This window comes from Aliidiomarina sp. B3213 (genome assembly GCF_003290085.1).
Classification (GTDB): Bacteria; Pseudomonadota; Gammaproteobacteria; order Enterobacterales; family Alteromonadaceae; genus Aliidiomarina.
Genome location: NZ_QMKJ01000001.1, coordinates 368,386 through 391,901, shown reverse-complemented (window position 1 = coordinate 391,901; position 23,516 = coordinate 368,386). Strand labels below are relative to the sequence as shown.

General features: G+C 44.9%; 24 protein-coding genes and 1 tRNA gene. 11 read left to right on the top strand and 14 right to left on the bottom strand.

The features are described 5' to 3' along the window. Positions 1-32 precede the first annotated feature (32 nt). Positions 33-1,109: a nucleoid-associated protein YejK gene (yejK, locus tag DQX04_RS01905; protein WP_111914108.1), complete on the bottom strand. Its 1,077-nt coding sequence runs from the start codon at positions 1,107-1,109 to the stop codon at positions 33-35. Between the two features lie 75 nt (positions 1,110-1,184). Between yejK and DQX04_RS01900 the strand changes: the two genes are divergently transcribed. The 4 genes from DQX04_RS01900 (at position 1,185) to DQX04_RS01885 (ending at position 3,568) form a co-directional block, all read left to right on the top strand. After that, a complete protein-coding gene (locus DQX04_RS01900; protein ID WP_111914107.1) occupies positions 1,185-1,403 on the top strand; it encodes a DUF1414 domain-containing protein in 219 nt (72 codons plus the stop codon). A gap of 24 nt (positions 1,404-1,427) precedes the next feature. Further along, a complete protein-coding gene (locus DQX04_RS01895) occupies positions 1,428-3,035 on the top strand; it encodes a DUF3413 domain-containing protein (RefSeq protein WP_111914106.1) in 1,608 nt (535 codons plus the stop codon). An 86-nt stretch (positions 3,036-3,121) separates the two neighbouring features. Then, positions 3,122-3,198, top strand: a tRNA-Pro gene (locus tag DQX04_RS01890). Positions 3,199-3,298: 100 nt separating this feature from the next. Further along, positions 3,299-3,568 carry a hypothetical protein gene (locus DQX04_RS01885; RefSeq protein WP_111914105.1) on the top strand — a complete coding sequence of 90 codons (270 nt, stop codon included), beginning with the start codon at positions 3,299-3,301 and terminating at the stop codon, positions 3,566-3,568. On the opposite strand, the gene DQX04_RS01880 is transcribed toward DQX04_RS01885, so the two are convergent. From DQX04_RS01880 to DQX04_RS01860, 5 genes are read right to left on the bottom strand one after another with little or no spacing between them, the layout of a single operon-like run. After that, positions 3,565-3,786, bottom strand: a complete 222-nt coding sequence (locus tag DQX04_RS01880; protein WP_111914104.1) for a hypothetical protein — start codon at positions 3,784-3,786, stop codon at positions 3,565-3,567. The two genes, DQX04_RS01885 and DQX04_RS01880, sit on opposite strands and share 4 nt — an antisense overlap. A 60-nt stretch (positions 3,787-3,846) precedes the next feature. Continuing rightward, positions 3,847-5,061 (bottom strand): conjugal transfer protein TraF, encoded by a 1,215-nt coding sequence (gene traF / locus DQX04_RS01875; protein WP_111914103.1) that lies wholly within the window; start codon positions 5,059-5,061, stop codon positions 3,847-3,849. A gap of 45 nt (positions 5,062-5,106) precedes the next feature. Then, entirely contained in the window at positions 5,107-5,628 is a 522-nt protein-coding gene (locus tag DQX04_RS01870; protein WP_165831918.1) for a YgjV family protein, read from the bottom strand. A gap of 39 nt (positions 5,629-5,667) precedes the next feature. Beyond that, a complete protein-coding gene (locus DQX04_RS01865; protein ID WP_111914102.1) occupies positions 5,668-6,039 on the bottom strand; it encodes a hypothetical protein in 372 nt (123 codons plus the stop codon). Further along, a complete protein-coding gene (locus DQX04_RS01860; RefSeq protein WP_111914101.1) occupies positions 6,032-6,523 on the bottom strand; it encodes a DUF192 domain-containing protein in 492 nt (163 codons plus the stop codon). Before DQX04_RS01860 ends, DQX04_RS01865 begins: the two co-directional genes overlap by 8 nt. 124 nt (positions 6,524-6,647) lie before the next feature. Here DQX04_RS01860 and DQX04_RS01855 point away from each other — a divergent pair, with 124 nt between their 5' ends. Beyond that, positions 6,648-7,031, top strand: coding sequence for a hypothetical protein (locus DQX04_RS01855; RefSeq protein ID WP_126266325.1), 384 nt, complete (start codon positions 6,648-6,650; stop codon positions 7,029-7,031). Between the two features lie 17 nt (positions 7,032-7,048). Here DQX04_RS01855 and DQX04_RS01850 read toward each other — a convergent pair whose 3' ends face one another. Next, a complete protein-coding gene (locus DQX04_RS01850) occupies positions 7,049-7,762 on the bottom strand; it encodes a 3-deoxy-D-manno-octulosonic acid kinase (protein ID WP_165831917.1) in 714 nt (237 codons plus the stop codon). A gap of 16 nt (positions 7,763-7,778) precedes the next feature. Then, on the bottom strand, positions 7,779-9,050 hold the full coding sequence (waaA, locus tag DQX04_RS01845) for a lipid IV(A) 3-deoxy-D-manno-octulosonic acid transferase (protein WP_111914098.1): 1,272 nt from the start codon (positions 9,048-9,050) through the stop codon (positions 7,779-7,781). Positions 9,051-9,195: 145 nt separating this feature from the next. On the opposite strand from waaA, the gene yvcK reads away from it, so the two are divergent. Both yvcK and DQX04_RS01835 read left to right on the top strand, forming a co-directional pair. Beyond that, positions 9,196-10,155, top strand: a complete 960-nt coding sequence (gene yvcK / locus DQX04_RS01840; protein ID WP_207916210.1) for a uridine diphosphate-N-acetylglucosamine-binding protein YvcK — start codon at positions 9,196-9,198, stop codon at positions 10,153-10,155. Then, complete coding sequence (locus DQX04_RS01835; RefSeq protein ID WP_207801071.1) at positions 10,152-12,863, top strand: M14 family zinc carboxypeptidase; 2,712 nt, start codon at positions 10,152-10,154, stop codon at positions 12,861-12,863. The genes yvcK and DQX04_RS01835 overlap by 4 nt, the downstream gene beginning before the upstream one ends. A gap of 71 nt (positions 12,864-12,934) precedes the next feature. Here the strand turns inward: DQX04_RS01835 and dcd are convergent, their stop codons facing one another. Together dcd and apbC are read right to left on the bottom strand one after the other, a co-directional pair. Next, positions 12,935-13,522: a dCTP deaminase gene (gene dcd, locus DQX04_RS01830; RefSeq protein ID WP_111914097.1), complete on the bottom strand. Its 588-nt coding sequence runs from the start codon at positions 13,520-13,522 to the stop codon at positions 12,935-12,937. Positions 13,523-13,540: 18 nt separating this feature from the next. Then, positions 13,541-14,554 (bottom strand): iron-sulfur cluster carrier protein ApbC, encoded by a 1,014-nt coding sequence (gene apbC / locus DQX04_RS01825; RefSeq protein WP_111914096.1) that lies wholly within the window; start codon positions 14,552-14,554, stop codon positions 13,541-13,543. 264 nt (positions 14,555-14,818) lie between these two features. Here apbC and metG point away from each other — a divergent pair, with 264 nt between their 5' ends. Continuing rightward, positions 14,819-16,837 carry a methionine--tRNA ligase gene (gene metG / locus DQX04_RS01820; protein WP_111914095.1) on the top strand — a complete coding sequence of 673 codons (2,019 nt, stop codon included), beginning with the start codon at positions 14,819-14,821 and terminating at the stop codon, positions 16,835-16,837. Positions 16,838-16,875: 38 nt separating this feature from the next. Here the strand turns inward: metG and DQX04_RS01815 are convergent, their stop codons facing one another. Beyond that, positions 16,876-17,175, bottom strand: coding sequence for a PilZ domain-containing protein (locus tag DQX04_RS01815; protein WP_111914094.1), 300 nt, complete (start codon positions 17,173-17,175; stop codon positions 16,876-16,878). Positions 17,176-17,351: 176 nt separating this feature from the next. On the opposite strand from DQX04_RS01815, the gene hspQ reads away from it, so the two are divergent. Together hspQ and DQX04_RS01805 are read left to right on the top strand one after the other, a co-directional pair. Beyond that, positions 17,352-17,663, top strand: coding sequence for a heat shock protein HspQ (gene hspQ / locus DQX04_RS01810; protein ID WP_111914093.1), 312 nt, complete (start codon positions 17,352-17,354; stop codon positions 17,661-17,663). 107 nt (positions 17,664-17,770) lie between these two features. Next, a complete protein-coding gene (locus tag DQX04_RS01805; protein ID WP_111914092.1) occupies positions 17,771-18,136 on the top strand; it encodes a histidine triad nucleotide-binding protein in 366 nt (121 codons plus the stop codon). A gap of 2 nt (positions 18,137-18,138) precedes the next feature. Here the strand turns inward: DQX04_RS01805 and DQX04_RS01800 are convergent, their stop codons facing one another. Both DQX04_RS01800 and ggt read right to left on the bottom strand, forming a co-directional pair. Beyond that, positions 18,139-18,558, bottom strand: a complete 420-nt coding sequence (locus DQX04_RS01800; RefSeq protein WP_111914091.1) for a hypothetical protein — start codon at positions 18,556-18,558, stop codon at positions 18,139-18,141. Further along, complete coding sequence (gene ggt / locus DQX04_RS01795) at positions 18,555-20,294, bottom strand: gamma-glutamyltransferase (protein ID WP_111914090.1); 1,740 nt, start codon at positions 20,292-20,294, stop codon at positions 18,555-18,557. Before ggt ends, DQX04_RS01800 begins: the two co-directional genes overlap by 4 nt. An 83-nt stretch (positions 20,295-20,377) precedes the next feature. Here ggt and rrtA point away from each other — a divergent pair, with 83 nt between their 5' ends. Then, positions 20,378-20,947 carry a rhombosortase gene (gene rrtA, locus DQX04_RS01790; RefSeq protein ID WP_111914089.1) on the top strand — a complete coding sequence of 190 codons (570 nt, stop codon included), beginning with the start codon at positions 20,378-20,380 and terminating at the stop codon, positions 20,945-20,947. 61 nt (positions 20,948-21,008) lie between these two features. Here rrtA and DQX04_RS01785 read toward each other — a convergent pair whose 3' ends face one another. Beyond that, complete coding sequence (locus tag DQX04_RS01785; protein ID WP_111914088.1) at positions 21,009-23,504, bottom strand: prolyl oligopeptidase family serine peptidase; 2,496 nt, start codon at positions 23,502-23,504, stop codon at positions 21,009-21,011. Positions 23,505-23,516: the final 12 nt, after the last annotated feature.

Sequence of the window (23,516 nt, the reverse complement as noted above, 5' to 3'; positions counted from 1 at the left end):
AAAAAATGCCAGCTATTTAGCTGGCATTTTTATTAGTCGTTTTGACCGTAAAACCGTTTTAATTGCTCTCTTAAATTCGGAGGCGTACCAGTTATGGTTAATGTATCGGTAGCAGGATCATACTGGACTCTCTCGCCGAGCATTTTCTGTTCGAACGCTACACTAAGCCCTCCGCCTTGGCCTTGGAACTTCACCAGACCACGCAGCGCGGTTTTGTCAGCTGGAAACTCCTGCGGCAATGTTACGTCTTTAGTTTGAGTATATTCTTTTAATGAAGGCGCACCGTGGTTACCAAAGCGTTCTTCGATATCGTCTACCTTTACCTTCTCGCCCTGTTGCCATTGCTCACCACAATAATCGAACACGTCCTTTTGCAAGGTTACGCCTAACTCTCTGGGCAGCTCATTATCAGAAACATAAGACTGTACTGTTTTCACCAAGCTCTCGGTGGTTTTCTTCGCGTTAAGTTGTTCTGCGCACCCCAAGAAATCCAAAAAGAAATCAGCAACTTTTCTGCCTGCTCTACCGCGAATAAAGGAGATATAGTCCATGCCGTCAACATTGGCAGCAAGTTCTGTAAGGTTAATACGTGCGGCTAGCTGTAGTTTATTCACATCCAATTGCGCACTGCGGTCTACCGATAAGTCTGGTTGCACCATTACCCCTTCGCGCACAGGAATAAAGCTAACGAGCAAGTAGCGGTCTGCTGTTTGTTCGTAGTCGGCCATCAATAAGAAGCCACTTTCAAACACTCCATAATCAGCAATTTCGTTTTTAAGCAAGCGCGCCGCCTCCTGCGAAAAATCTAAGAAGTTAGTTTCTTCTGCTAACCAGGAATCGACTAAGGTTTGGAAAGGTAATTTTTGTTCAGCGCTTGTTTCACTAGACACGGGAATATTGTCTTCGCTTTCACTATCCTCTGAAGGCTTTTCTATAAAGCGTGCGTATCCTTTTGCCGGCTTCGCGTTATACACCCGAGTAAGCTCTTCTAGTAATCCCAGAACATCACCCGTTTCTTCTAATAATTGCGGCGACAATCGCAAACCGAATTGTCCGTCGTTGTCTTGAAAAAGGTGGTGAACCACACTGGAAGTGATACTTAGTTTCATGCGCCCTCTCGCTATGCAAGCTTTCAATTTGTGTTAAACTCATTTCAATTCTAACACGGAGCGACTAGGAACCTCATGCCTGTTCAATCAAAATATTCTGCACAGCAACAAGAAGAACTTTTCGAGAATCTTTTGAATACGTTAACAGAAGAACGCGTGCCTAGAGATCTCGCACTCATGACATTGGGTAATCTGGTTACTCACGTTATTCAACAAGAAAATTCAGCACAAAGAAAAGCACAATTAGCCGAACAGTTCGGGGCAATTCTGAAGCAGTCTGTTTCTCAAAACTAAAATTACATTACAAGTTGAGAGCGAATGTCTAAACAACAGCACCGAGATCGCATAGCAAGAAGTATAAGTTGGGGCCATTGGTTTACCCTGGGCAACATCATTATTGCTTTGTTAATTGGTACGCTTTATTTAGATTCCGCCGAGCCAGCCCATGGAGCCCTAGCAACCACTTATTTGTTGGTAAGTTGGATTGGTCATTTCGCGTTTTTGCCTTTTGTTTTCTTTATTATTTTCATTTTCCCGTTCTGTTTGTTCTTCCCTTATTCGCGATTTTTAAGGGCTATAGCTACAGTGCTGTCCTCTGTGGCGATATTCATTCTACTCATCGACGCCCTCTTTTTTCAAAGCTACAGTTTTCACCTGAATTCAAATGCGCTTACGCAACTTACGAGTGACGCAGAGCAATGGTTTACGGGCGGCAGCTTTATTCTGCTCTTAGGCTTTATCTTGGTGTTCTTGCTTATTGTGCTTGTTGAGTTAATTTTAGCGAATGTCACCTGGAAAAAGCTTGATGATTTGAAAGCAATGCGTTCATTTAAACCCTTGCCTGGCATTTTCATCGTATGCTTTTTTGCTAGCCATAGCATGCATATATGGGCTGACGCCACGCTCTATCGTCCAATCACACAACAAGACGACTTATTCCCGGCATCTTACCCAACGACCGCCAAATCGTTGATGACACGACAGGGTTGGATATCCATGTCTACCTACGAGTCACAACGCAGTGAACTCGAAATAGAACAAGACATTAGGTTGCGCTACCCTATTCAAACTTTGCTTTGTGCCAGAAAGCCACAAACTCAACGAAGTGTTTTAGTTGCTTTTGATAACATCTCGCTGTCCTCTCGCATGCTTATCGAGAGTTCCTTGGAAGTAAGTACATTTCAGGGTAATCATATTGCCCATCCTGATTTAGCAGCAGCGGTTTTCCAAGTATCTTATGGACTGCCAGATCGGTTGTTGTCTGCCGTGAACCGTGATCGTGTTAGCCCTGCTTACCAAGAAACGCTAGCCAACAACGGTTACAGCTTCGCATGGCTGCAAACCGAGAACTGGGAAACAAGGCTACTACCCGAACAATTACAAACAGTGGCTCAAACCGTAACTAACGCGAATGAAGCAACTAGCCATATTAATGTTATTTTCGCGTCAGAAAACGATATACGCGCAACCATACAGCTTATTCAAGAGCTTCAAGCCACACAGCCTGAAACCAAGCTTATCATTACAGGTTTAACTCCCTCAGAAACGCAATCGAACTCAATTTCAGACAGGCTCAGTGCCCCTCTTTGGTACGCCAATATTGAACCAAGGGAAGATAGAGTTTTAACTAAACACGAAGACTTATTGGCGAGCTTCTTCAGCCAGTATCTCTCATGTGCAGAAAGCTTTGCCACCTTTACTAACGGCATTCCCCTGCAGCGTATAAGTAGCAGTTACCCGCGTTATACCAGCATATCGCCAGCTATCTATATTTTTGAAAGCGAGAAAACCAGCTTGCTTCATGCCAATGGCGACGTAAATGTGTATGACCACGAAGGAAACAGGTTAATGCAGGAAGAACCAAGCCCGGTTGCGGTTATTGATGCACTCAAAGCCTTACAAAGATTTACCGAGAAGCCTGACTAACTGCGCAATTTTTCATCTGTTGTAGTGCTATTCGTGAATAGCGCTTGCGATTCACATTTTAATCCGTAAGATACCCTTTCTGCGGTCGGCGTGTGGCGCAGCCTGGTAGCGCACTGTCATGGGGTGTCAGGGGTCGGAGGTTCAAATCCTCTCACGCCGACCAATTTTCCTTTCTAAACTTTCCGTAAGCAATTATTTCAATCTCACACTCTCGACTTATAAGCTGATACACTCAAACCATAGCAATGTGTTTCAGGGAACTTATGAACAAAGCATTTTTTCGCAGACAATTCGAGCATATGCAAAGTCGCTTTAACCAAGCGAAGCAACGCGGTGTGTTTGCCCGTATATTTGCTTGGCTTATGCTGGGAGTTTTGTTGGTCGTAGGGTTGGCGCTGTTTGTCTTTTTCTTATTGTTAAGTTGGCTGCTTATTCCTATCCATTTATGGCGTCAAAGAAAGCAGTTTCAACAGCGCCCACAGAGTAATGGTCAAACTATCGAAGGTGATGTGGTAGATAAGCGTGAAGATTAACGATCACGCAACCCATCTATCTCACTTTTTACCCGGTAACTTTGATCAGTCACAATCGTTTCTAGTGTTTTGATACGCTCTTTAAGGTGTTGAACTTCTTCTTTCAAACCATTCATGTCTTCTAATTGTCCGTCGTGTCGAGTGTTGCGGTGCGTTTTATATGCGCCAGCAGAAATAGCAGCAACAACAATGATCGCTACCATAGTAAATGGGTCCATAATCTACTCCTTAGAGATAAAAGTAGGAGTGTTCGTTACCGAACACTCCAAGTTTGATCATTAGAACGTAAATGCAAGCTGTAAACCAGCACCAAAGTCACTGTCGTCTGTATATATACCGGTTAAGTTCAAGTGCACTCGCCCAAAAGGTGACAAGCCTAAGCCAGCAGTTAAAGCGTCGTCGTATGTTCCTTCAAGGTCGTGGCGTATACCTAAACGTAACTGCGCATTTCTAAACGCATCAAACTCAACACCAGCACGAACGAACTGTGTTTTTACTGCCTCGCCAAATAATAGCTGTTGGCTGCTGTCGCTAAGTTGTAGATAGTTATTCGCTGTTAGGTCTACGTCTAACGATAGAGCCATGAAGCGCGCATTATAGCCAAAGCCTAAAACGGCACTTGGAGCAAATTCATACGTTAAGAATTGAGGACTCAAAAAGTTCGGTAATTGAAACGAAACCGAATCAATCTCGTGTTCAATTAAATTACGAGCCGCGAGGCCAATACTCCAAGAACTGTTGGAGTAAGTAACGCCGATATCCACATTACTCACGCTTTCGTCTGTTGAATACGACTCGGCATCATAATCGTCTTCGTCGAAGCTATTAATTGTTGCGGCATAAGCAAATGTATCGACACGCTGTAGCTTTGGCGTAATACCCACAGCTAATTCGTTTCCACCAACTTCAAAGCGTTTGGCAAGCACTAGTCCTATATCCGAAACTGCATTACCTAAAACTAATGCAGAGCTCTCTAATTGGTCGAGAGCATCGATGTCGGTGGCCGTATTAATCAAGTTTATGTCTGAACCTGACAAACGTGGCCCTGTTAGGATATTTAAGTCGGTATTAAAATAAATTGCGGCAGACACAAAACTTGTAGGAATAGCTAATTTCGCATACGCCCCACCACCTACAGAAACGTTACCTTCAACCTCGCTAAAAGATTGCACCAGGTTAGAACGGGCAGCTTGAATAGCACCTGCATCATTGCCATTTAACGCAACCTCTAATTGCTCATAATCGTTTTGGAACTGATCAATTTTATCAATGAGGTCGTCACGATCGGCTGCTTCAAGGTTCAAAGAAGGAAACACGATTCCAATGTGGTCACGATCTTCATATCGTGCCATAAGCGCAGGGTTCAAATAGCCTGCTTGAATGTAGCTACCATTGGCAACACCCGCCCCGCCCATACTCAGTGAACGAGTTTCCGCCTGTGCGTTACCTACAACGCCCAATAAAATTGCAGTTGCTAGCAAAGAACGTTTCATTATGTTTCCCCTATTTACAGTGCTTATCACTCATCTGAGTATAGCTTAACCATGATTTAGTTTTGCTTTTTGATGATCACGCCAAAGCGTAACCACTATGCTTGTTAAATTCGAAATATTAAATAGAACACCAAATACACTGCCTACCAGAGCCGCATAAATAAGCCCTAACGACTCAGCTAATATAAACCACTGCCTAATTCTCGTAGCGCTTTGTAAAACAATAGTTCCAACCGTGAAAATAAGCGCTGACGCATAGGCTATAAATAAAATTGCCGAACTTTGCAGTACTAACCATTCCCACAAGCAGAAACCAATGTTGATCAGAACAAAAATATAAAGCACTGGCTTTTGGGTATATCTTAAAGAAACAATATTACGAATACTGCCAATACCCAAGGCGATGCCACCAGCAAGAGCACCTTGTAGGAAGAAATGAGCACTCAGAAACCCTAGCGCAAACGCAGCAATAATACGGTAACGGTTTGCTGACGCTGCGCGATAAGCAATAAAATTAGTAACGAGCGCAAGCCCACCTAAGATGTATATCCAAACATCGATATTCATGCATGCTTCTCTATTTAAAATGATGTATTTCGAATGGTGTTAATCAGGAATCTCTTGAGACTGGAAGTTGTAGTCAACCAAAATACCTTGAGGGTTAAACACCACATTTAGCGTAGCTAGCGAAGCTTTGCCCTCTCCTCGCGTTTTGGGTACCCGACTGTCTAAGTAGTTCCAATACGTAAAGTCACCACTTTGGCTAATGCCGAGAGGTTGCCCAAAACGAGCTGCGACTTGGTTTTGATGGGTAACACCTCGTTGCAGGTATCGGCTCATTTCAGACTCGCTATAAGCGAATAAACGCTTGTCAGACTGAATAGTTTGAGCCGTAGACCGAGTTTGGTCGCTTGTATTTGCACAACTCATAAGGAATGCGGAGAGTGAAGCAACTATAATGAAACGCCATTTAGTCATTACATACTCCTCGACTAACTGTGGCTCCAACCTGAATACCCAGTCGTGCGAATTCTCCAGAAGCCATTTCTAGCGCTTGCGCAACCGGAACGTCTGACTCAAACGCAGGACAATAGTTGTTCTCGCATGGCTCCATGTGCCCTACCTGAACTATACGGTTTTGGCTATTTATATAGGCGATATCCAGCGCAACAAGCGTATTTAACATCCAGAACCCTAAAACTCGAGGGCGTTCATATATGAACAACATGCCCTGACCTAATGGAACGTTTTCTCTGTACATCAAACCCCTAGCGCGTTGTGATTGCGTAATCGCTAGTTCAACTTGAATGGGCACATTCCCATTGCCTGTTTCGACACAGAAGTCGTAAAGCTGACCAGAGTGTACATCAGGGCGGGAATCCGTAACCTGGGCGCACGCCGACAACGTGACAAGGCCGAGTACCCAAGGCGCAATGAATTTGAGAAGGTTTGATCTTGTCATTTAATTTTCGATTCCGTACCTGTAATCTAATTACCTTAGCGGTACAATACTATACAAAAGCAATAATGAATGGCAGGTAGCGAGCATGTTTTCGGGGCAAAAAAATATTTTTAATCTTTTTCGCATGGCATTTATCCGTGTTGTGGGCGTTTCGTTAATACCACTTTCACTCGTTGCATGTGTAAGCACCGAGCCAGAACAGCGCGCACCCATCGCAGATTTGCGCCCTACGGTTGCAATCATTGGTGCCGAGAATCCGCCAGAGCAAGTCAATATTTATGTGAATAACCTTTTGTTCGGAGCCCTTTCCGACTACACAGAGCCGCAACAGCCTTTAAGGTTACTCTCAGGCGTACAAGTATTAGAAATAAAACACCAAGGCACGTCTTTGTATAAACAGTCACTGCAGCTTTCACCAGGCGAGCATCGCATCATTAATTTGGGGCCTGTAGACATTTTAGAGAGCATAGAGAGCGAAACAGCTGAGGCTGACTCGCCGCTATATTAAGTGTTCTTCATTATTTCCTACGATGCCTTGTAACCGTTCAATAATGCCCGCCAGCTTTTCTCATTAAAGTGGAAAGGCTTGTTCTCACTTGCAGCTATTTGCGATTCTTTGTTAAAAGAGCGAAGTAAACGGTCAAGTTGTGCTTGCTGCCACTGTGCATCGGGTGTTCTAAAAGCACAGCGGTCAAAGTCGATAAGCCACGCTTTCTCATTACTGCTCTGCCATAAAATATTTTTGCAGTTCAAATCTACATGGCTTAAGCCTTCCTCATGAAAGCTGGCAATCATTCGGCCAATGGCTTCCCACGCTGTGTCGGGTAAGTTTTTTTCTAAAAGAATACGACCCACATCTTGGCTATCTTTCACGCGCTCAACAATAATGTTGGAACGATAAGTAACACCCGCTCGTGCAACATGTGCAGCAATTACTCGCGGCACAGGCAAACCCTTCGCTCGTAAAGCTTGTAATAAACGGTATTCACGCACCGCACGCGTACGTTCGTAGCCACTAAATAGGAACTGATCTTTAATTAATTTTCCGGGTAAGCCACCGCGATAATAATGCCGCAATACCCATTGCTGGTCTTCATCAAACAAACTAGAAATAAAATAAACGGTATTTCGACCGCCGGAAGCGCCTAAAACAAGGTCCTCGTCTTGCCAGAAATGAGGGTAAAAATGGCGAGACTCTAGATTGGGATGCTCCGACAAAATGTGATGATAAACAAACATATTCACTGTTACCTGTTTATTTCTTGCCAACGCATTGGTGAAGCGCGGCATGAGTTCTTGCCGTAGCGCCACGATGCAATGCAAACAAGCTCTTCGCTTGCTCGCCAATCGTTCGGGCTGTTTCAGGCGCTGTTAATAGCCCGAGTAGCGTGTCATGTAATGAATTCTCGTCAGAAACCCAACGTATCGCTTGTCGTTGATCGAGCTGAGCGTAGACTTCTTCAAAGTTAAACACATGACGCCCGGACAATAGCGGTACACCAAAAGTCATTGCCTCAAGTGGATTATGACCTCCACGCTCAATAAGACTGCCTCCAATGAACGCAATCGTAGACACGCCGTACCACGTCAAAAGCTCTCCCATGCAGTCAACTAACAATACTTGAGTAGAGTTTGTTACCGGGCGCCCACTTGTTCTGGTTACACATTCAAGTTGGCAAGTTTTAATGAGCTCTGCAACCTCGGCAAAACGTTCTTTGTGCCGTGGAGCCAGTATAAGCAACGCTTTAGGTTTTGTTTTTAAAAGCTTTGTAAATGCCTTCAGCAAAATCTCTTCTTCGCCTTGGTGGGTGCTGCCGCCAATAAAAATTTGTCGCTCGTTTAATAGCGCTTTATGGGCTTCAATATCTTTCTCTACTTGCGGTGGAATAAACACGTCGAACTTTAAATTGCCGAGCACTTGAATATGGCTACTCAATACACCCAAAGCTTCAAAACGTTGACCGTAGTTTTCATTTTGTACCGCACACAGGTCCAACTGGCTCCAAGTTGGTGCAAATATACCTTTAACTTTGGAATAACCGCGAAATGAGCTCTCCGACATTCGCGCATTAATCAAAGCGACAGGCGTCGAGCGCTTTTGAGCATTTGCAATGAGGTTCGGCCAAACTTCAGTTTCCATAAGAACAATCAGCTTAGGCTGTACGCGATTTAAAAACCGTTTCATAACCCAAGGTAAGTCGGTGGGTAAATAAGAGTGCTCTATCTTTTCGCCAAACGTTGACTGGATAAGATCAGAGGCAGTAGGCGTAGTACAGGTTACCCATATTGGAGTGTTTTCCTCAACTAAGCGTGAAATCAAAGGCTTAGCAGCTATGAATTCACCTACTGAGGCACAATGAATTAAATACGGACGATGTTTAGATAGAGTTACATAACCAAACCGTTCACGCCATCTTGAACGATAGTCTGGGTTGTTTGCTCCTTGGCGCCACATATTAAAAATAGCCACGGGAACATACAAAAGGAAAATAAAAGAATAAAGAAGGCGTACTAACCTGTCGCGCATGCTTACCCCTCTGGAACATTGAAGTGCGCATTTTGCCAAAGTTTGCCTTTAATAGCCATGCTCTAACATAAGCTATACTTGGCGAGACCAATCATCGATTGGTATAGTCGATGTATAAGAACATAATAATACGGAGGCATCGTTCGTGGTGTCACTTACAGAGCAATCACAAGCTAGCCAGTATTTAAGCCAACTTTCACGAATTACCGCGGTTGGGGGCGGCCATGGTTTAGGTCGATTGATGTCGACACTGAGCTTTATGAAACGGCGCCTAGTGGGTGTAGTTACAACTACCGACAATGGCGGTTCTACTGGAAAACTCCGCGACAGCCACCAGTGCATAGCTTGGGGCGACATACGTAACTGCCTGTCACAGTTAGCACGGCAACCGTTAGCTTCCGATCTACTTGACTACCGATTCAGTACAGACTCGGACTTATCTGGGCACAACTTTGGCAATCTCCTGCTTTATACATTAGATGAGCTTTCAGCAAGACCGATAGACGGCATTCAACTTCTCAGCAGGTTACTTAAAGTCGACAACCGCGTGCTGCCCATGTCGGAGCAACCAACCGACCTTGTTGCAGAAACAGAGCAAAACATGACCTGCTTCGGAGAAATTCGTATCGACGCGTTATGCCAAATGCCAAAGCGAATGAACTTAAGCCCAACAGTCAGCGCAACACCCGAGGTTATAGAGCATATACAAGCAAGTGATCTTGTTATTCTGGGCCCTGGTAGTCTGCTCACTTCTGTTGTACCACCGCTATTAGTCGACGATATACGACACGCAATCGCACAAACACAAGCGAAAGTCATTTTTGTTGATAACCTCGTTGATGAAAATAGCCCCGCAGGAAAATTATCTTGCGATGAGCGGGTGAAGTGGGTTGAGCAAATCATTGGTCCTGACAGTATTGATGCAGTGATATCGAAACACGGAAAAACAATAACTCACATTCCTGTGATTACCGATGTTGAAGGAGACCAGGAAGCGCCCCACAGACATCAGCAAAGCAGTTTACTTTCAGCTATCGCTGCGGCTCACCAATCTATCGATTCGTCCAATGTGCATTGGCTATCGGAGCAACGAGGACTTGCATGAAAAAGAATATAATCGCACTTGCATTAACGTCACTAGGTATAGCGTCTCTGGCAAACGCACCGCAATTGAGTGCTTCTCAGTTTGAGCAAGCGTACAACCAACCACCCATATGGCTCGACGCTGAAGCGGAACGTTCTGACGTTGCGTCAATTGAGTCGGTCTTAGGTTACTCTGCAGGCAGTAGAATTTCCTCTCCAGAAGCTATTTATCAATATTTTCAAACCTTAGCGCGTGAGTATCCCGAACGCGTTGTGGTTCGTGAATATGCCAGGAGCTGGGAAGGTCGCCCTCTTATTTCTGTAGCGATAAGTAGTGAAAGTAATATTAGCGAGCTACAAAATATTGAATCGAAAATGCGTCAGCTCGCTGACCCACGTGCCACCTCGGAACGTGAAGCTGCGAACTTAATGAATGAATTGCCGTCTAGTATTTGGATTGCAAGTTCAGTGCATGGTAACGAAATTTCTCCAGCCGAATCAGCTATGGTTACGGCTTACCATTTGCTGTCAGACCAAAGTGAAAGCACGCAAGCACTACTCGACAATACCATCGTTTACTTTGACCCGATGCAAAACCCCGACGGGCGTGCCCGTTTTGTATCACGTTACTATGCCACTGTCGGATTAGAGGCCTCCGCAGACCGCATAAGTGCTGAACATAATGAACCATGGCCGAATGGGCGCACCAACCATTATTTGTTTGATATGAACCGAGATTGGATAGCCCTAACCCAACCTGAAACTCAAGGCCGTATTGCAGCCCACTTGCAATCTTACCCCCTTATTTTCGTGGACTCACATGAAATGGGTGGAGATCTTGGTTACTACTTCACGCCAGAAGCACGCCCGTTCAACCCGTTTATTACAGGGCCGCAACGAGAAGGGTTAAATTGGGTTGGTGAACATAATGCGGAAAGGTTCGACCAATACGGCTTTCATTATTTCACCCGTGAAATATTTGATGCGTTTTATCCAGGGTATGGAGCCAGCTGGCCGCTCTATCATGGCTCTTTAGCGATGACTTATGAAGTTGGCTCAGCACGTGGGCATCACTTCACCACCTCGGACGGTGACGTAAAAACTTATGCTAATACCGTACAGCAAAACTTTGTCGCTTATATGGCCACAATCGAAACCGCAAGTGAGAAGCGAGAAGAGTTATTGCAGCGTTTTTACGATTATCGTCAGACAGCCATTGAGGCAGGTAACGAAGGTAACGTGAGAAGCTTTATTTTCCCACACAATAGAGACACTGCGGGACACCAAAAATTAATGAGCTTGCTTGTTGAGCAAGGAATAGAAGTACAACAGGTCACAGAGAGCTTCCGAGCTTGTGGTGAGCGTTATGAAGCTGGCGCTTATATGGTTGATGCGGGACAGCCTAGTTACCGACTGATTCGCACCCTTTTAGACGACCACGTTCCCATGGCCGAAGACTTCTTGCAAGAACAAGAAAGGCTGCGGGCCAATAACTTGCCAGACCAAATTTATGACGTTACAGCATGGTCTTTACCGTTGCTCTTTAACCTTGAAGTAGACAGTTGCAACCGAGTTCCAAGAGTAGAAAGTGTAGCCGTGGAACAAGGAAGAATTGCACCAGGGCAACTGACCGCCACAACAGACGGTTTTGGTTATGTTGTATCTTGGGGTGACATGAACGGCGTGCGTTTCCTTACAGCTGCACTTCGCGAAGGTCTAGAAGTGCGAAGCAGTGACCTAAGCTTTACGACCCGTGATGGTAAAACCTACCCAGCCGGCAGCGTAGTTATTCCAAGAGCTGACAACGGTGACAATTTAGAAGAAACTCTTGCGGATATAGCACGTAGCTCCGGAGCTACCATTGAGCCGATGGATTCCAGTTGGACACAGTCTGGGCCGAACACTGGTTCTGCGAATATGCAAACTCATCATGCACCTAATATTGCGTTGCTATGGGACGAGCCCACAAATGTATTAAGTGCAGGTTCTACGCGATTTATTATTGAGCGTGAGTTTAATTACCCAGTTACTGCAATTCGCTCAGAACAAATGCGTTCTGCTAATCTTGCTAACTACCAACTGATTATTTTACCAAGTACATGGCGTGGTTATGAGCAAGCCTTAGGAAACTCTGGGCGTGAAAACCTTCGCGATTGGGTTCAACAAGGGGGCGTATTACTCACCTTAGGTAATGCAACTAGATTTGCCACGGGCGGAGAACAACCGCTGCTCTCTTCAGTGCTCGAGAATAAAGCGCAAACTGAGGATATTGAGCCAACTGCAGACGGGAGTACTGTTGACGGTGCCATTATTGAAGATACCGACGAACATCAACGTTACATTCGCAACCCTAACGCAAATCCTGACTGGGTCTCTGGCGTAATCGTTCGCGCTAACGTAGACCAAGAGCATTGGCTGAGTGCAGGCGTACCTGAAACGGTGAACAGTATGTTCATTGGCGGAGATATTTATCGCCCTCTTCGCATTAATAACGGTAGAAATGTGGTTAGCTTTGCGGAGCAGAAAGACGTACTGGCAAGTGGCTACCTATGGCAGGAAAACAAAGAGCAAATCCCATTTAAACCGCTTGTTATGGTTGAGCCTACAGGGCGTGGAATGGTTATTAGCTTTACGCAAGAGCCGAACTACCGCGCTTACGTTGATGGCTTAAATGTGCTGTTTGCAAATGCTATTTTTAGAGCTTCAGCACACGCAAGACCTCTGCGCTAAACAAAGCTACTTGAAAGATTAAAAAAGGCTTCCTGAGTAAATTCAGGAAGCCTTTTTCTTTAGAAGTTTGATTACTTATCGTCACCACCAATACGGCTCGCTGTTGCACCGCGTTGGTCTTTGTACTTCGCATCCACCCTTTTACTATAGGGCTTCTCGCAAGGCTCGCTTAACATTTCAAAGCTAAGAGCGCCTATTTTCATCATCGGCCGTAACGCCAAAGGTAATTTTCCACCATTATAAAACTCGAGGACAATTTGTCCTGACCAGCCTGGATCAATTCGGTGTGCCGTAACGTGCACCATCAAACCTAAACGGGCCAATGACGAGCGACCGTCTAACCAACCGACTAAATCAGCTGGCAAGGTCACCGACTCGTGCGTTACCGCTAACGCAAACTCACCAGGGTGAATAAAGAACGGTTCATCGTCCTTTAAAATAATTTCGTCACTCATGACATGTTGAATAGCTTTATCTATTTCTTCACGCGGGCCACTTAGGTCAATATAAGGTGCCGCGTGGTCTTGAATCACCCGAAAACTATTCCCCAAATGGATATCTACGGTTACACCTGAAATATCCTTCTCCGCTGGCTGAGGAATAATAGAAATACGCTCCTCTGTTAAGTAACGTACAATTTGCCTGTCGGTTAAACGCATTAAAGCTTTTCCTTATTTTTAACGAGCAGCATGGGGCGAGGTTAAATACCACGCGTTCGCAACGAGGCGTGCCGCCGACTCTCGATAATACTGACACAACGGGTGTTCTGGCTGTTCGACCAATAGTGGTCGGCCAAGATCAAACTGCTCTCTCAACAATCCATTTAAAGGCCACTGGCCTAATAACGGAGCTTGAACTTGTTGAGCTAGCTCAACTCCGCCATTTTTACCGAAAATATAGTCTTTGTCACCACAACCATTACACTGATAAAAACTCATATTTTCGACGAGCCCTACGACTGGTACATCTACCTTACTAAACATCGATACAGCCTTTCTAGCGTCGGCTAATGCTATTTCCTGTGGCGTAGTGACAATGACCGCACCTGTCACCGGTAATTTTTGTGACAAAGTCAGTTGAATATCACCCGTGCCCGGTGGCATGTCTACCAATAGGTAATCTAAATTCCCCCATTGGGTGTCGAAACAAAGTTGCTCAACACCACGACTTGCCATTGGACCTCGCCACACCGTCGCATCACCGGGTTCAACAAGGTAACCCAACGAATTAACTTGCAGGTTATACCGCTCTATCGGCAGCATTTTTTGCTGTGCGGTAAACTCCAACTTCGTTTGCGTATTACCAAGCATGGTTGGCACAGAAGGCCCAAATACATCGGCGTCCAGAACCCCTACTCTCGCTCCAGTTTCGGCAAGTGCCAGAGCAAGGTTTAGGGTAACTGCACTTTTCCCTACACCACCCTTGCCCGACGCTACAGCGATCATATTTTTCGCACTAATGGCTTTTCTAGAACTATCTCTGGGTAAAGCTTCAGTTTTAACCTCGTAGCGCCACTGATAAGTGGACAACTGCGGCTCTTCCTCAACCAACTTTTGTGCCTGAGGTATAGCGGGAAATGGCAATGTAAGCGTGACATTATTACCAGAAACATTAAGCCATTCTGGGTAAAAGCCTTCGGGGAATAAATCACCACGAAGTTGCTGGCATCGGTTTAAAATTTCACCTGACATAAATCTCCAAAATAAAGCGCTTAAGAAATCAACATATACATTGCCATCACTAAATGTTTTGTACTGATTTTCAATGTTATGGGTAATGAAAAAACTTGTTTTTTCAGCTACTATGGAGCGCTTGTAAAAACGTTGCTGAATTTAAGAAAGTGAAGCGATAGAAACGCTGTATTTTATACGCAACGTAGCACTAAAACACAACATAGCAATTTGCCATGCTTCGACTAGTTAATTCGGTGCAAATAGGAATAAATGAGACTCTCGATGACGGATAGCAAACGAAACATATTAGTAACCAATGCACTTCCATACGCTAACGGGCCTATTCATATTGGGCACTTGCTAGGTTACATTCAAGCAGACATTTGGGTTCGATTTCAACGCTTAAGAGGCCACGCGTGCCATTATGTCTGTGCAGACGATGCCCATGGCACCCCTATTATGCTAAAGGCTCGAGAGCTGGGTACAACGCCTGAAGAAATGATTGCAGAAATGAACGCTGCGCATCAGGCTGATTTTAAAGAATTCGGCGTCTCATTCGACTTCTACCATTCAACCCATAGCGATGAAAACAAAGAGCTCGCTGAACTTATATATACACGACTACGCGATAACGGTTACATTCAAACTCGCGTCATTGAGCAATTATACGACCCTGAACGGGAAATGTTTTTGCCTGATCGATTCGTTAAAGGTACTTGCCCCGAGTGTAAGGCAGAAGATCAGTACGGTGATAACTGCGACGTATGTGGCGCAACATACGCCCCAACAGATCTTATTCAGCCGCGCTCAGCTGTTTCTGGCGCCACCCCAATAATTAAAGAATCAGAGCATTATTTCTTTGACTTACCTGCGTTTGAAGACATGCTGAAGTCGTGGACACGCTCGGGTTCATTACAACCAGAAATGGCCAACAAGCTCAATGAATGGTTCGAACAAGGTCTACAGCAATGGGACATTAGCCGCGACGCTCCGTATTTCGGATTCGAAATTCCAGACGCTCCGGGTAAATATTTTTATGTTTGGCTAGACGCTCCTATCGGTTACATGGGTTCTTTCAAAGCCTTTACTAAAACTAATGACGTTGATTTTGACCAGTTCTGGAAAGAAGATAGCGACGCAGAGGTTTACCATTTTATTGGCAAGGACATCATCTATTTCCATAGCCTGTTCTGGCCAGCCATGCTGAAAGGCGCAGAATTCAGACAACCTACCAATGTATGGGCTCACGGTTTTATTACCGTCAATGGTACGAAAATGTCGAAGTCTAAGGGTACGTTCATTATGGCGCGTACTTTCTTAGAGCACTTAGACCCTGAAGCGCTGCGTTATTACTTCGCGGCAAAGCTTAGTAGCCGCATTGACGACCTAGACCTAAATTTAGGTGACTTTGTTCAGCGTGTGAACTCCGACTTAGTAGGAAAAGTGGTAAACATTGCTAGCCGTTGTGCTGGTTTTATTACTAAGAAATTTGACGGAAAATTGTCAGAAAACATTTCGGAGCCAGCCCTATTAGAGGAATTCCAACAAGCAGCCACGCTCATTGCTGATGCTTATGAGGCGAGAGACTTCGGCAAAGCGATGCGCGAGATAATGCGTCTTGCTGACCGAGCCAACGAATACATCGCTGTAAAAGAGCCTTGGCAATTAGCTAAAGACGAGGCCAAAAGCCAAGAAGTGCAAGACATCTGCTCGATGGGTATCCACCTGTTCCGCATTCTTATGATTTACCTTAAGCCTGTAGTACCAGAGCTTGCTAAGTCGGCTGAATCGTTCCTAAACGACGAGTTTACATGGAGCTCTATACAGGAAGACTTACGTGGGAAATCTATTAATAAATTTAAAGCGCTTATGCAGCGTATCGATATGAAAAACGTTGATGCAATGCTTGAAGCCTCGAAGTCTGCAACGCCAAAAGCAGAGGAGAAGAAAACCTTGAAAGACCCTATCGCACCTGAAATCGAGTTTGACGACTTTGCTAAAGTAGACCTTCGCGTTGCAAAAATTGTAAATGCAGAGCACGTAGAAGGTGCAGACAAGCTACTTAAGCTTACTTTGGATATCGGCGACACAAACACCAGACAGGTGTTTGCTGGAATTAAAGCTGCGTACTCTCCGGAAGATTTAATCGGTCAACATACCGTGATGGTTGCTAACCTTAAACCGCGTAAAATGCGTTTTGGATTGTCTGAAGGAATGGTATTAGCGGCAGGCCCGGGCGGTAAGGATTTATACATTATGAATCCACATGAAGGTGCTGAACCAGGAATGCAGGTGAAATAACACCTCACGAAGCCCTACAAATATTTTGTGGGGCTTTTTTATAATATCTCGATAATTTGTCCACCGAGTTCAAAGAACTCTGTTTCATTGTCGTAATCACTTCGAACGACACTAATTTTGGCCGTTAATGGCGGCAGTTGCCCCCCTGCTGATATAATCACAATCACCTCAGCACCCTTCTCAATTTCGGTTTTAGTAGCAAACGCTAAACCGGTGGCACTTAAGTCTCTACAAATGCCCTGAACTACAGGCTCACCGTCTTCATGCAGCAGCGTAATTTCGATAGGCACTTCGACCTGCATCCGACGGAAGTCTCTATTATCGTCTTGTGTAATCATCGTTACCCCCGATCACTTCACGGAAAGAGAACCGCTTATAAAGCTTTTCTGTGTTCTAGTTATATCGAAGCTAAGTTGCTGCTGTCAAAATTTCAATTAAATGCGAAAAGAGGTCAAGAACTCTCAAGTAAAGCCGATACAAAAATTGCACAGGAAAATGACGAAAGGAGAGCATTATGGTGCGAGCCAAATTTGCAATTGGCCAAGTAGTGACGCACAGCCTTTATGGGTACCGTGGAGTAATCATTGACGCTGATCCTAAGTTTTCACTCTCTGAGGAATGGTACAACCGTATGGCGCATACCCGTCCAGACACGGAACAGCCTTGGTATCACATATTGGTAAGCAACTCGACGATACAAACTTATGTCGCAGAACAAAGTTTAGTTGCTGAATACAAACATTCAGACATACAACACCCAGAAATAGAAAGTCATTTTCGAAGTGTAGAAAAAGGTACTTATACCGCACAAATGGCGCTCAATTAAGAGCGCCTTTTCGTATTTATTCCCAAGCATGTTTTTCTACCTTGAGATCATAGAACAATCTTCTTAGTATGAAGGCTCTTTCACCCATCGGACTAGGCGAGCCTTTTATGAGTCAAGACACTCTTTTTACCAAAATTATTAATCGTGAAATTCCCGCGGATATCGTTTACGAAGACGAGCTTTCCTTGGCATTTAAAGATATTAATCCGCAAGCGCCGACACACTTATTGATTATTCCGAAAGAACCTATTGCTACGGTGAATGATATTTCTGAGCAACACAAAGAAGTTGTGGGTCATTTATATTGGGTTGCTGGTCAAATAGCTAGAGAGCAAGGTTTCGCGGAAGATGGCTACCGAACAGTGATGAACTGTAATGAGCATGGTGGACAAACGGTGTATCACATTCATGTGCACTTATTGGCAGGCAAACCATTGGGCTGGCCGCCTTACCAAGAAACATTAAAACAATAAGACTAATACGGCGAATCAAGTACGCGTTCTAGTCGCCACTCACCTTCTTGGTCGATCATCACGACTTCGCGTACTTCATCGTATCGGTCCGTTCCGTTATACCCCGTAAATGCGACTTGCAAACGAACTGTATTGTCACGATTCATATATACAATACCGGTTGGACGCTCTGCGGTTATATCTACTTGGTCGAAACTCATGTTGTACATGTAGCGACCAATACTTACTGTGTTTCCGTAGTGCTCGACCAGTTCACGATTACGCAAACTAGAAAGCTCCATCACTTTTTCTAGGTCTCTCTCGTTATACAAAGCTTCAAAGTAAGCAATCGCCACTTCATGAGGGCCTCTTTTACTTATTTGGGTAGCCGTGTCACAAGCAGCCAAACTAAGCACTAAAATTAAAATATAGATGAATCTCATAATCCAATAGCCTTACCCTCTCTACGAGGATCAACACCGCTTTCCAAGCGTTGATCAGGTCGCAGATATATACCATGTATACCACTATTTAAACCGCGAACTTGGACATCATGTCCCCGCTCTTGCAACGCTCTCAGCCAACTTTGTGGCGCTAGGTCTTCTTCAACGGCGGTCGAACCATTAAGGTTCGTAATGTGCGGCATTTCAATGGCTTGTTGTAGTGATTTATCCCAATCGGATAAACCCAAAATAACTTGTGTGACGTAGTTGATAATACGTTGCCCACCTGGAGAGCCTAGAGCATAAACAGGTTGTTGATCCACTCCGAACATGATTACAGGCGTCATAGAGCTACGTGGTCGCTTTCCGGCTTCCACTCTATTTGCTACCGGCACCCCGTTACGTTCAGGAACAATAGAAAAGTCAGTTAATTGGTTATTCAATAGAAAACCACCCGCCATAACCGTAGAACCAAACCCCATCTCAATACTGGTGGTCATCGACACGACATTACCCGCTGCATCGACAATCGAAAAGTGCGAGGTGTTTGGTTGCTCCATCATTACTGCGTTGGCGTAAACTGGAGCATCAACAGGTGTGCCTGGTTGTGCTTTACCGATATCCGAATCACCAATGAGTTGCGCACGTTGTTCAAGGTACTCCGCATTCAACATTCCCTCAACAGGCACATCGACAAAGTCACCATCAGCTAAATATAGATTACGGTCCGCAAACGCTAAACGAGATGCTTGCGTGAAATAATGAAGACCTTCTTCAATGTCCATTGCCCCCATGTCGAACGTGTTCAACATACCCAATGTTTGCAGCATGGTAATACCACCTGAACTCGGTAAACCCATGCTGCATACCTGATACTCACGATAAGGTCCACAAACCGGCTCGCGCCACTTAGCTTGATAATTCGCTAGATCACTTAAGTTTAATAAACCAGGCGCGATTGGGGAGTTTTGCACCGCATGGACAATTTCTTCTGCTAATTCTCCAGTATAAAAGCCATCTGCGCCCTGCTCAGCGATAAGCGAGAGCGAATTTGCGAGCGCTTGATTGATCAGTAAATCGCCTTCAGCTAACGGCACTCCGTTAGGATAAAAGTAATCTGCAGCTACCGGCATACGCTTAAGTCCAGGATTCATTTCCATGGCGACTAGTTTTGCTAACCGTGGAGAAACCTCAAACCCTTGTTCAGCAAGCTCAATTGCATCTTCAAACAAAGTATTCCATGGCAACGCTCCAAAGCTTTGATGCGCCATTTCTAATCCTCGAACAACGCCGGGAGCACCAACAGAGCGACCTCCAACAACTGCGTCTATCCAACTTGGTGGCTCACCATTTTCATTCAGGAATAATTCAGGTGTAGCTTCAGATGGAGCGGTTTCACGCGCGTCCAGCGCATACAGTTTTTGTTCCTCGGCGTGGTAATAAAGCATAAATGCACCACCACCAATACCCGAGGACTGAGGTTCAACTAACGTAAGCATAGCTTGTACCGCTACCGCAGCATCAATAGCACTGCCCCCTGCAGACAAAATATTCGCCCCAGCTTCTGCGGCATGAGGATTTGCCGCAACGACCATATAGTTATCAGCGACAACAACACCATGCTCAATGAAGCCGGTGGCCGCTTCAGGGTCGGCAGAACTTGGTTCTGTTGATGTTTGTGGCTCGCTACAAGCCAACAAAGAGAATGCAATTAAGATATAAAGAGAAACGCGCATAGCAACAATAATTTTGATTTTAACAAGGACAAAACTTTATCATACTGCCCTTACAACAAGAACAATAAAGCAAGGAAATCAGTATGCTCTATCTAAAGTCCTATCTCACGGCACTGTCTATTAGCCTAATTTGCACACTTTTGTTCTTTAACAGTGCATGGAACGACTTTCTTGTGATCAACGAAGCTGAAACAAGTTCGCAACCCTGGCGTCTGCTCACTACCCACCTTGTTCATCTTAATGGCAAACATCTTCTATTTAATGTTGCGGCAATTTTGCTACTGAACTTCGCCTTCAAACAATACCTATCAAACAGATTACTTTTAAATGTGGTCGTTATTGCGGGTTTGTTCGCTAGCGCGTTTCCACTGCTTATGGGCGCTGATCAAACATTTGTTGGGTTTTCTGGTGTGGCTTACGGTATTTACGTCTATTGCGCTGTAAACACGTTAAAGAATGAGCCTAAATTTGGTGCCGCTTTGTTGGCGTTATTAATTATAAAACTTATTTGGGACTTATATAGCGCAGGCACTCCTGTAGAGTGGCTAGACGGAGCTACTATCGCTTATTGGTCGCATATTGGCGGTTCTATGGGCGGTGCATTAGCCGTTCCGTTATTACGCAATACGGCCTCTCGCATATTAAAGAAATAGACGTAAAAAAACGCCCTTTGCGAAACACAAAGGGCGCTTATCACTTAATTATCTCTAGTACTTAGTCAGTCTCATGAAGGTTGTCTTCGAACAGCTTCAAAATTCTTCTGTATTGATTCAACCAGCTTGATGGCTGAACAAACCCATGGGGCTCTACAGGGAAGATAGCCGTTTCAAAGTCTTGTTTCTCAAGCTCAATAAGACGTTGAACAAGTCGCACGGAGTCTTGGAAAAACACGTTATCGTCGACCATTGGAGCGCTAATCAGAAGCGAGTCTTCCAAGCCTTCAGCAAAGTAAATAGGAGAACTACGACGATAAGCGATCGTATCTTCTTGCGGTAAGTTCAAAATATTCGACGTATAGCCTGTGTTATACGTAGCCCAGTCAGAAACTAACCGTAACGCCGCCCCTGCTTGGAACACGCCAGGTTCTTTAAACAACGCCATCAAAGTTAAGAAACCGCCGTAAGAGCCACCATAAGTACCTACGCGCTCAGCGTCTACGTTAAGCTCTGCGCTCATGTAGTTCACTACATCAACCAAGTCTTCTACTTCTGGCGTACCCATTTGGCGATATATTGCTGTACGCCAATCTCTGCCATAACCACGTGACCCACGGTAATCGAGGTCAAGAACCACATAACCCTTTTGAGTTAAAAGGTTATGGAACATGTATTCGCGGAAATAGTTAGACCAGCCAGCATGAGCGTTTTGTAAATAACCGGCACCGTGAATAAACACCACTGCTGGATATTGTTCTGCTTTTTCAGCATCAAAGTTGTCTGGGTAGTAAACGCGGCTATAAATAGGATGCTCGCCATGACTTGATGGTACAGCAACGATTTCAGGCGCTTGCCATGCGATTTCTGCGAAATCTTCAGATACAGTCTCGGTAATTTGTCGTGCCTGCGCACCAACACTGTTGTCCTGAACAAAAAGCTCGGTTGGACGCGTCGCTTGGGAGTTAGAAATAAGCAGTTGTGACTCGTCTGGACTCAGCACAAAGGTACTAATACCACCGAGGTTAGTAAGTTGCTCTAAATCTCCCCCATTCACAGAAACACGATAGATTTCATACACACCAGGATGAGGCTTATTCGCATGGAAATAGAAGTAGTCTTCATTTTCACTCAATACAACTTCGTCCACAATAAAGCTGCCTGAAGTAAGCGCCGTTACATCACCACTCGCCATGTCTTTACGATACAAATGACCATAGCCAGACTCTTCAGAGCTGTACCAAAGCGTTTCACCGTCATCTAACCAACCTAGGTCATTAAAAGCGCGATTATTGGTCCATGCTTCATCATGTAAACGATGCTCAGATACCAATTCGCTACTTTCGAAGTTTACAGTAGCAATCCAACGGTCTTTGTTATCCCAGCTACGCAGCAATACCGCTACTTGCTCACCGTTTGCAGTCCACTCAATGTTGTCCTGGCCTGCCGCCCAACCTGGTAATACTTCGATATTTCTTGGTTTGCGTTCGCTTTCATAAACTTCGCCTCGTGCCGCGTAGTTCTCTTCACGAACTGCTTGTAAAACATCTTCATCGAAGCCCGGAAGTGTTTCATAGCTTAGTGGCTGAACTTCACCTGTATTAAGGTCAACCCAGTGTAGGTCATGATGAGAAGGCTTCGCATCCGCCACTCGACGACGTACATTCTGCATTTCAATACGTCCAGACTCGGTTACGTAGCGTGGCATTAAATCGCCTTCACCACGCCACCCTTGTGGTTTTTCAGTCGCAATAATTAAACGATCACCACTTGGCGCTAGGCTAACCTCTGCAATTTGAACACCACTACCCAAATAAATAGGTTCTGGCGCTGTCATGCTATTTTCAGCCACCAAATCGTTTTGATAGTCAGCACGTTGTTGACGCTCTTGTCGCTGAACTCGGTTATATTCGATTAAATCAAGCTCTTCACGTGCTAAGTAATCACTAGGCTCACTCACTGCAACGGGTTTGTCTTGAGTAACAAAAGAAACTAGTAAACGTTGTTGACCCGTTACAGGATCTAGCGTGTAAAACTCATTTCCTGAACGAAACGCAATCTGGCCATTATTTAAAAATTGTACGTCGGTCTTGCGGGCGCGATCCTGTGTAAGTTGGTTATACGTTTGGTTTTCCAAATCGTAAACAAATACATTTCCCTCAAAAGTATAAGCAGCTAGCGTTCTTTCGCTGTTGTATACAGCGTTCGCATGAGCATGTCGATGAAGGTGCGCTAAAGGCACCGTCATATGGTGGTGTGATTCGTTCAAACCAATATGCTGTAAACGACGAACAGGGCTACCCTGCTCTTTTTGCGTGTACAGCACCATTTCACCGTTGAAAGACCAAAATGGATTCTCTGGAGCATTCCCAATCCAATCAGGATGCGCCATGATTTGCTCTAACGTGAGCTCATGTGGGTTTGTCTGAGAATGCGTCGCTTGCTCGGTTTGGTAACTTTGAACGACTGGAGCGGAATTGGTTTGAGGCTCGGTCACACTTGCGCAAGAAACAGTAAATAGCGCAGCTGCAACAGCCAGTGAAAGAGATTTTTTCATACTGCTATTCCA

Excerpts from the sequence above, each read along its gene's own strand:
- apbC (WP_111914096.1), bottom strand. The coding sequence starts at position 14,554 with ATGTCAGGTGAAATTTTAAACCGATGCCAGCAACTTCGTGGTGATTTA.
- DQX04_RS01885 (WP_111914105.1), top strand. The coding sequence starts at position 3,299 with ATGAACAAAGCATTTTTTCGCAGACAATTCGAGCATATGCAAAGTCGC.
- DQX04_RS01880 (WP_111914104.1), bottom strand. The coding sequence starts at position 3,786 with ATGGACCCATTTACTATGGTAGCGATCATTGTTGTTGCTGCTATTTCT.
- DQX04_RS01835 (WP_207801071.1), top strand. The coding sequence starts at position 10,152 with ATGAAAAAGAATATAATCGCACTTGCATTAACGTCACTAGGTATAGCG.
- ggt (WP_111914090.1), bottom strand. The coding sequence starts at position 20,294 with ATGCGCGTTTCTCTTTATATCTTAATTGCATTCTCTTTGTTGGCTTGT.
- yejK (WP_111914108.1), bottom strand. The coding sequence starts at position 1,109 with ATGAAACTAAGTATCACTTCCAGTGTGGTTCACCACCTTTTTCAAGAC.
- dcd (WP_111914097.1), bottom strand. The coding sequence starts at position 13,522 with ATGCGTTTAACCGACAGGCAAATTGTACGTTACTTAACAGAGGAGCGT.
- rrtA (WP_111914089.1), top strand. The coding sequence starts at position 20,378 with ATGCTCTATCTAAAGTCCTATCTCACGGCACTGTCTATTAGCCTAATT.
- waaA (WP_111914098.1), bottom strand. The coding sequence starts at position 9,050 with ATGCGCGACAGGTTAGTACGCCTTCTTTATTCTTTTATTTTCCTTTTG.
- DQX04_RS01850 (WP_165831917.1), bottom strand. The coding sequence starts at position 7,762 with ATGTTTGTTTATCATCACATTTTGTCGGAGCATCCCAATCTAGAGTCT.
- DQX04_RS01815 (WP_111914094.1), bottom strand. The coding sequence starts at position 17,175 with ATGATTACACAAGACGATAATAGAGACTTCCGTCGGATGCAGGTCGAA.
- DQX04_RS01895 (WP_111914106.1), top strand. The coding sequence starts at position 1,428 with ATGTCTAAACAACAGCACCGAGATCGCATAGCAAGAAGTATAAGTTGG.
- traF (WP_111914103.1), bottom strand. The coding sequence starts at position 5,061 with ATGAAACGTTCTTTGCTAGCAACTGCAATTTTATTGGGCGTTGTAGGT.
- DQX04_RS01865 (WP_111914102.1), bottom strand. The coding sequence starts at position 6,039 with ATGACTAAATGGCGTTTCATTATAGTTGCTTCACTCTCCGCATTCCTT.
- DQX04_RS01870 (WP_165831918.1), bottom strand. The coding sequence starts at position 5,628 with ATGAATATCGATGTTTGGATATACATCTTAGGTGGGCTTGCGCTCGTT.
- DQX04_RS01805 (WP_111914092.1), top strand. The coding sequence starts at position 17,771 with ATGAGTCAAGACACTCTTTTTACCAAAATTATTAATCGTGAAATTCCC.
- hspQ (WP_111914093.1), top strand. The coding sequence starts at position 17,352 with ATGGTGCGAGCCAAATTTGCAATTGGCCAAGTAGTGACGCACAGCCTT.
- DQX04_RS01900 (WP_111914107.1), top strand. The coding sequence starts at position 1,185 with ATGCCTGTTCAATCAAAATATTCTGCACAGCAACAAGAAGAACTTTTC.
- metG (WP_111914095.1), top strand. The coding sequence starts at position 14,819 with ATGACGGATAGCAAACGAAACATATTAGTAACCAATGCACTTCCATAC.
- DQX04_RS01800 (WP_111914091.1), bottom strand. The coding sequence starts at position 18,558 with ATGAGATTCATCTATATTTTAATTTTAGTGCTTAGTTTGGCTGCTTGT.
- DQX04_RS01785 (WP_111914088.1), bottom strand. The coding sequence starts at position 23,504 with ATGAAAAAATCTCTTTCACTGGCTGTTGCAGCTGCGCTATTTACTGTT.
- DQX04_RS01860 (WP_111914101.1), bottom strand. The coding sequence starts at position 6,523 with ATGACAAGATCAAACCTTCTCAAATTCATTGCGCCTTGGGTACTCGGC.
- DQX04_RS01855 (WP_126266325.1), top strand. The coding sequence starts at position 6,648 with ATGGCATTTATCCGTGTTGTGGGCGTTTCGTTAATACCACTTTCACTC.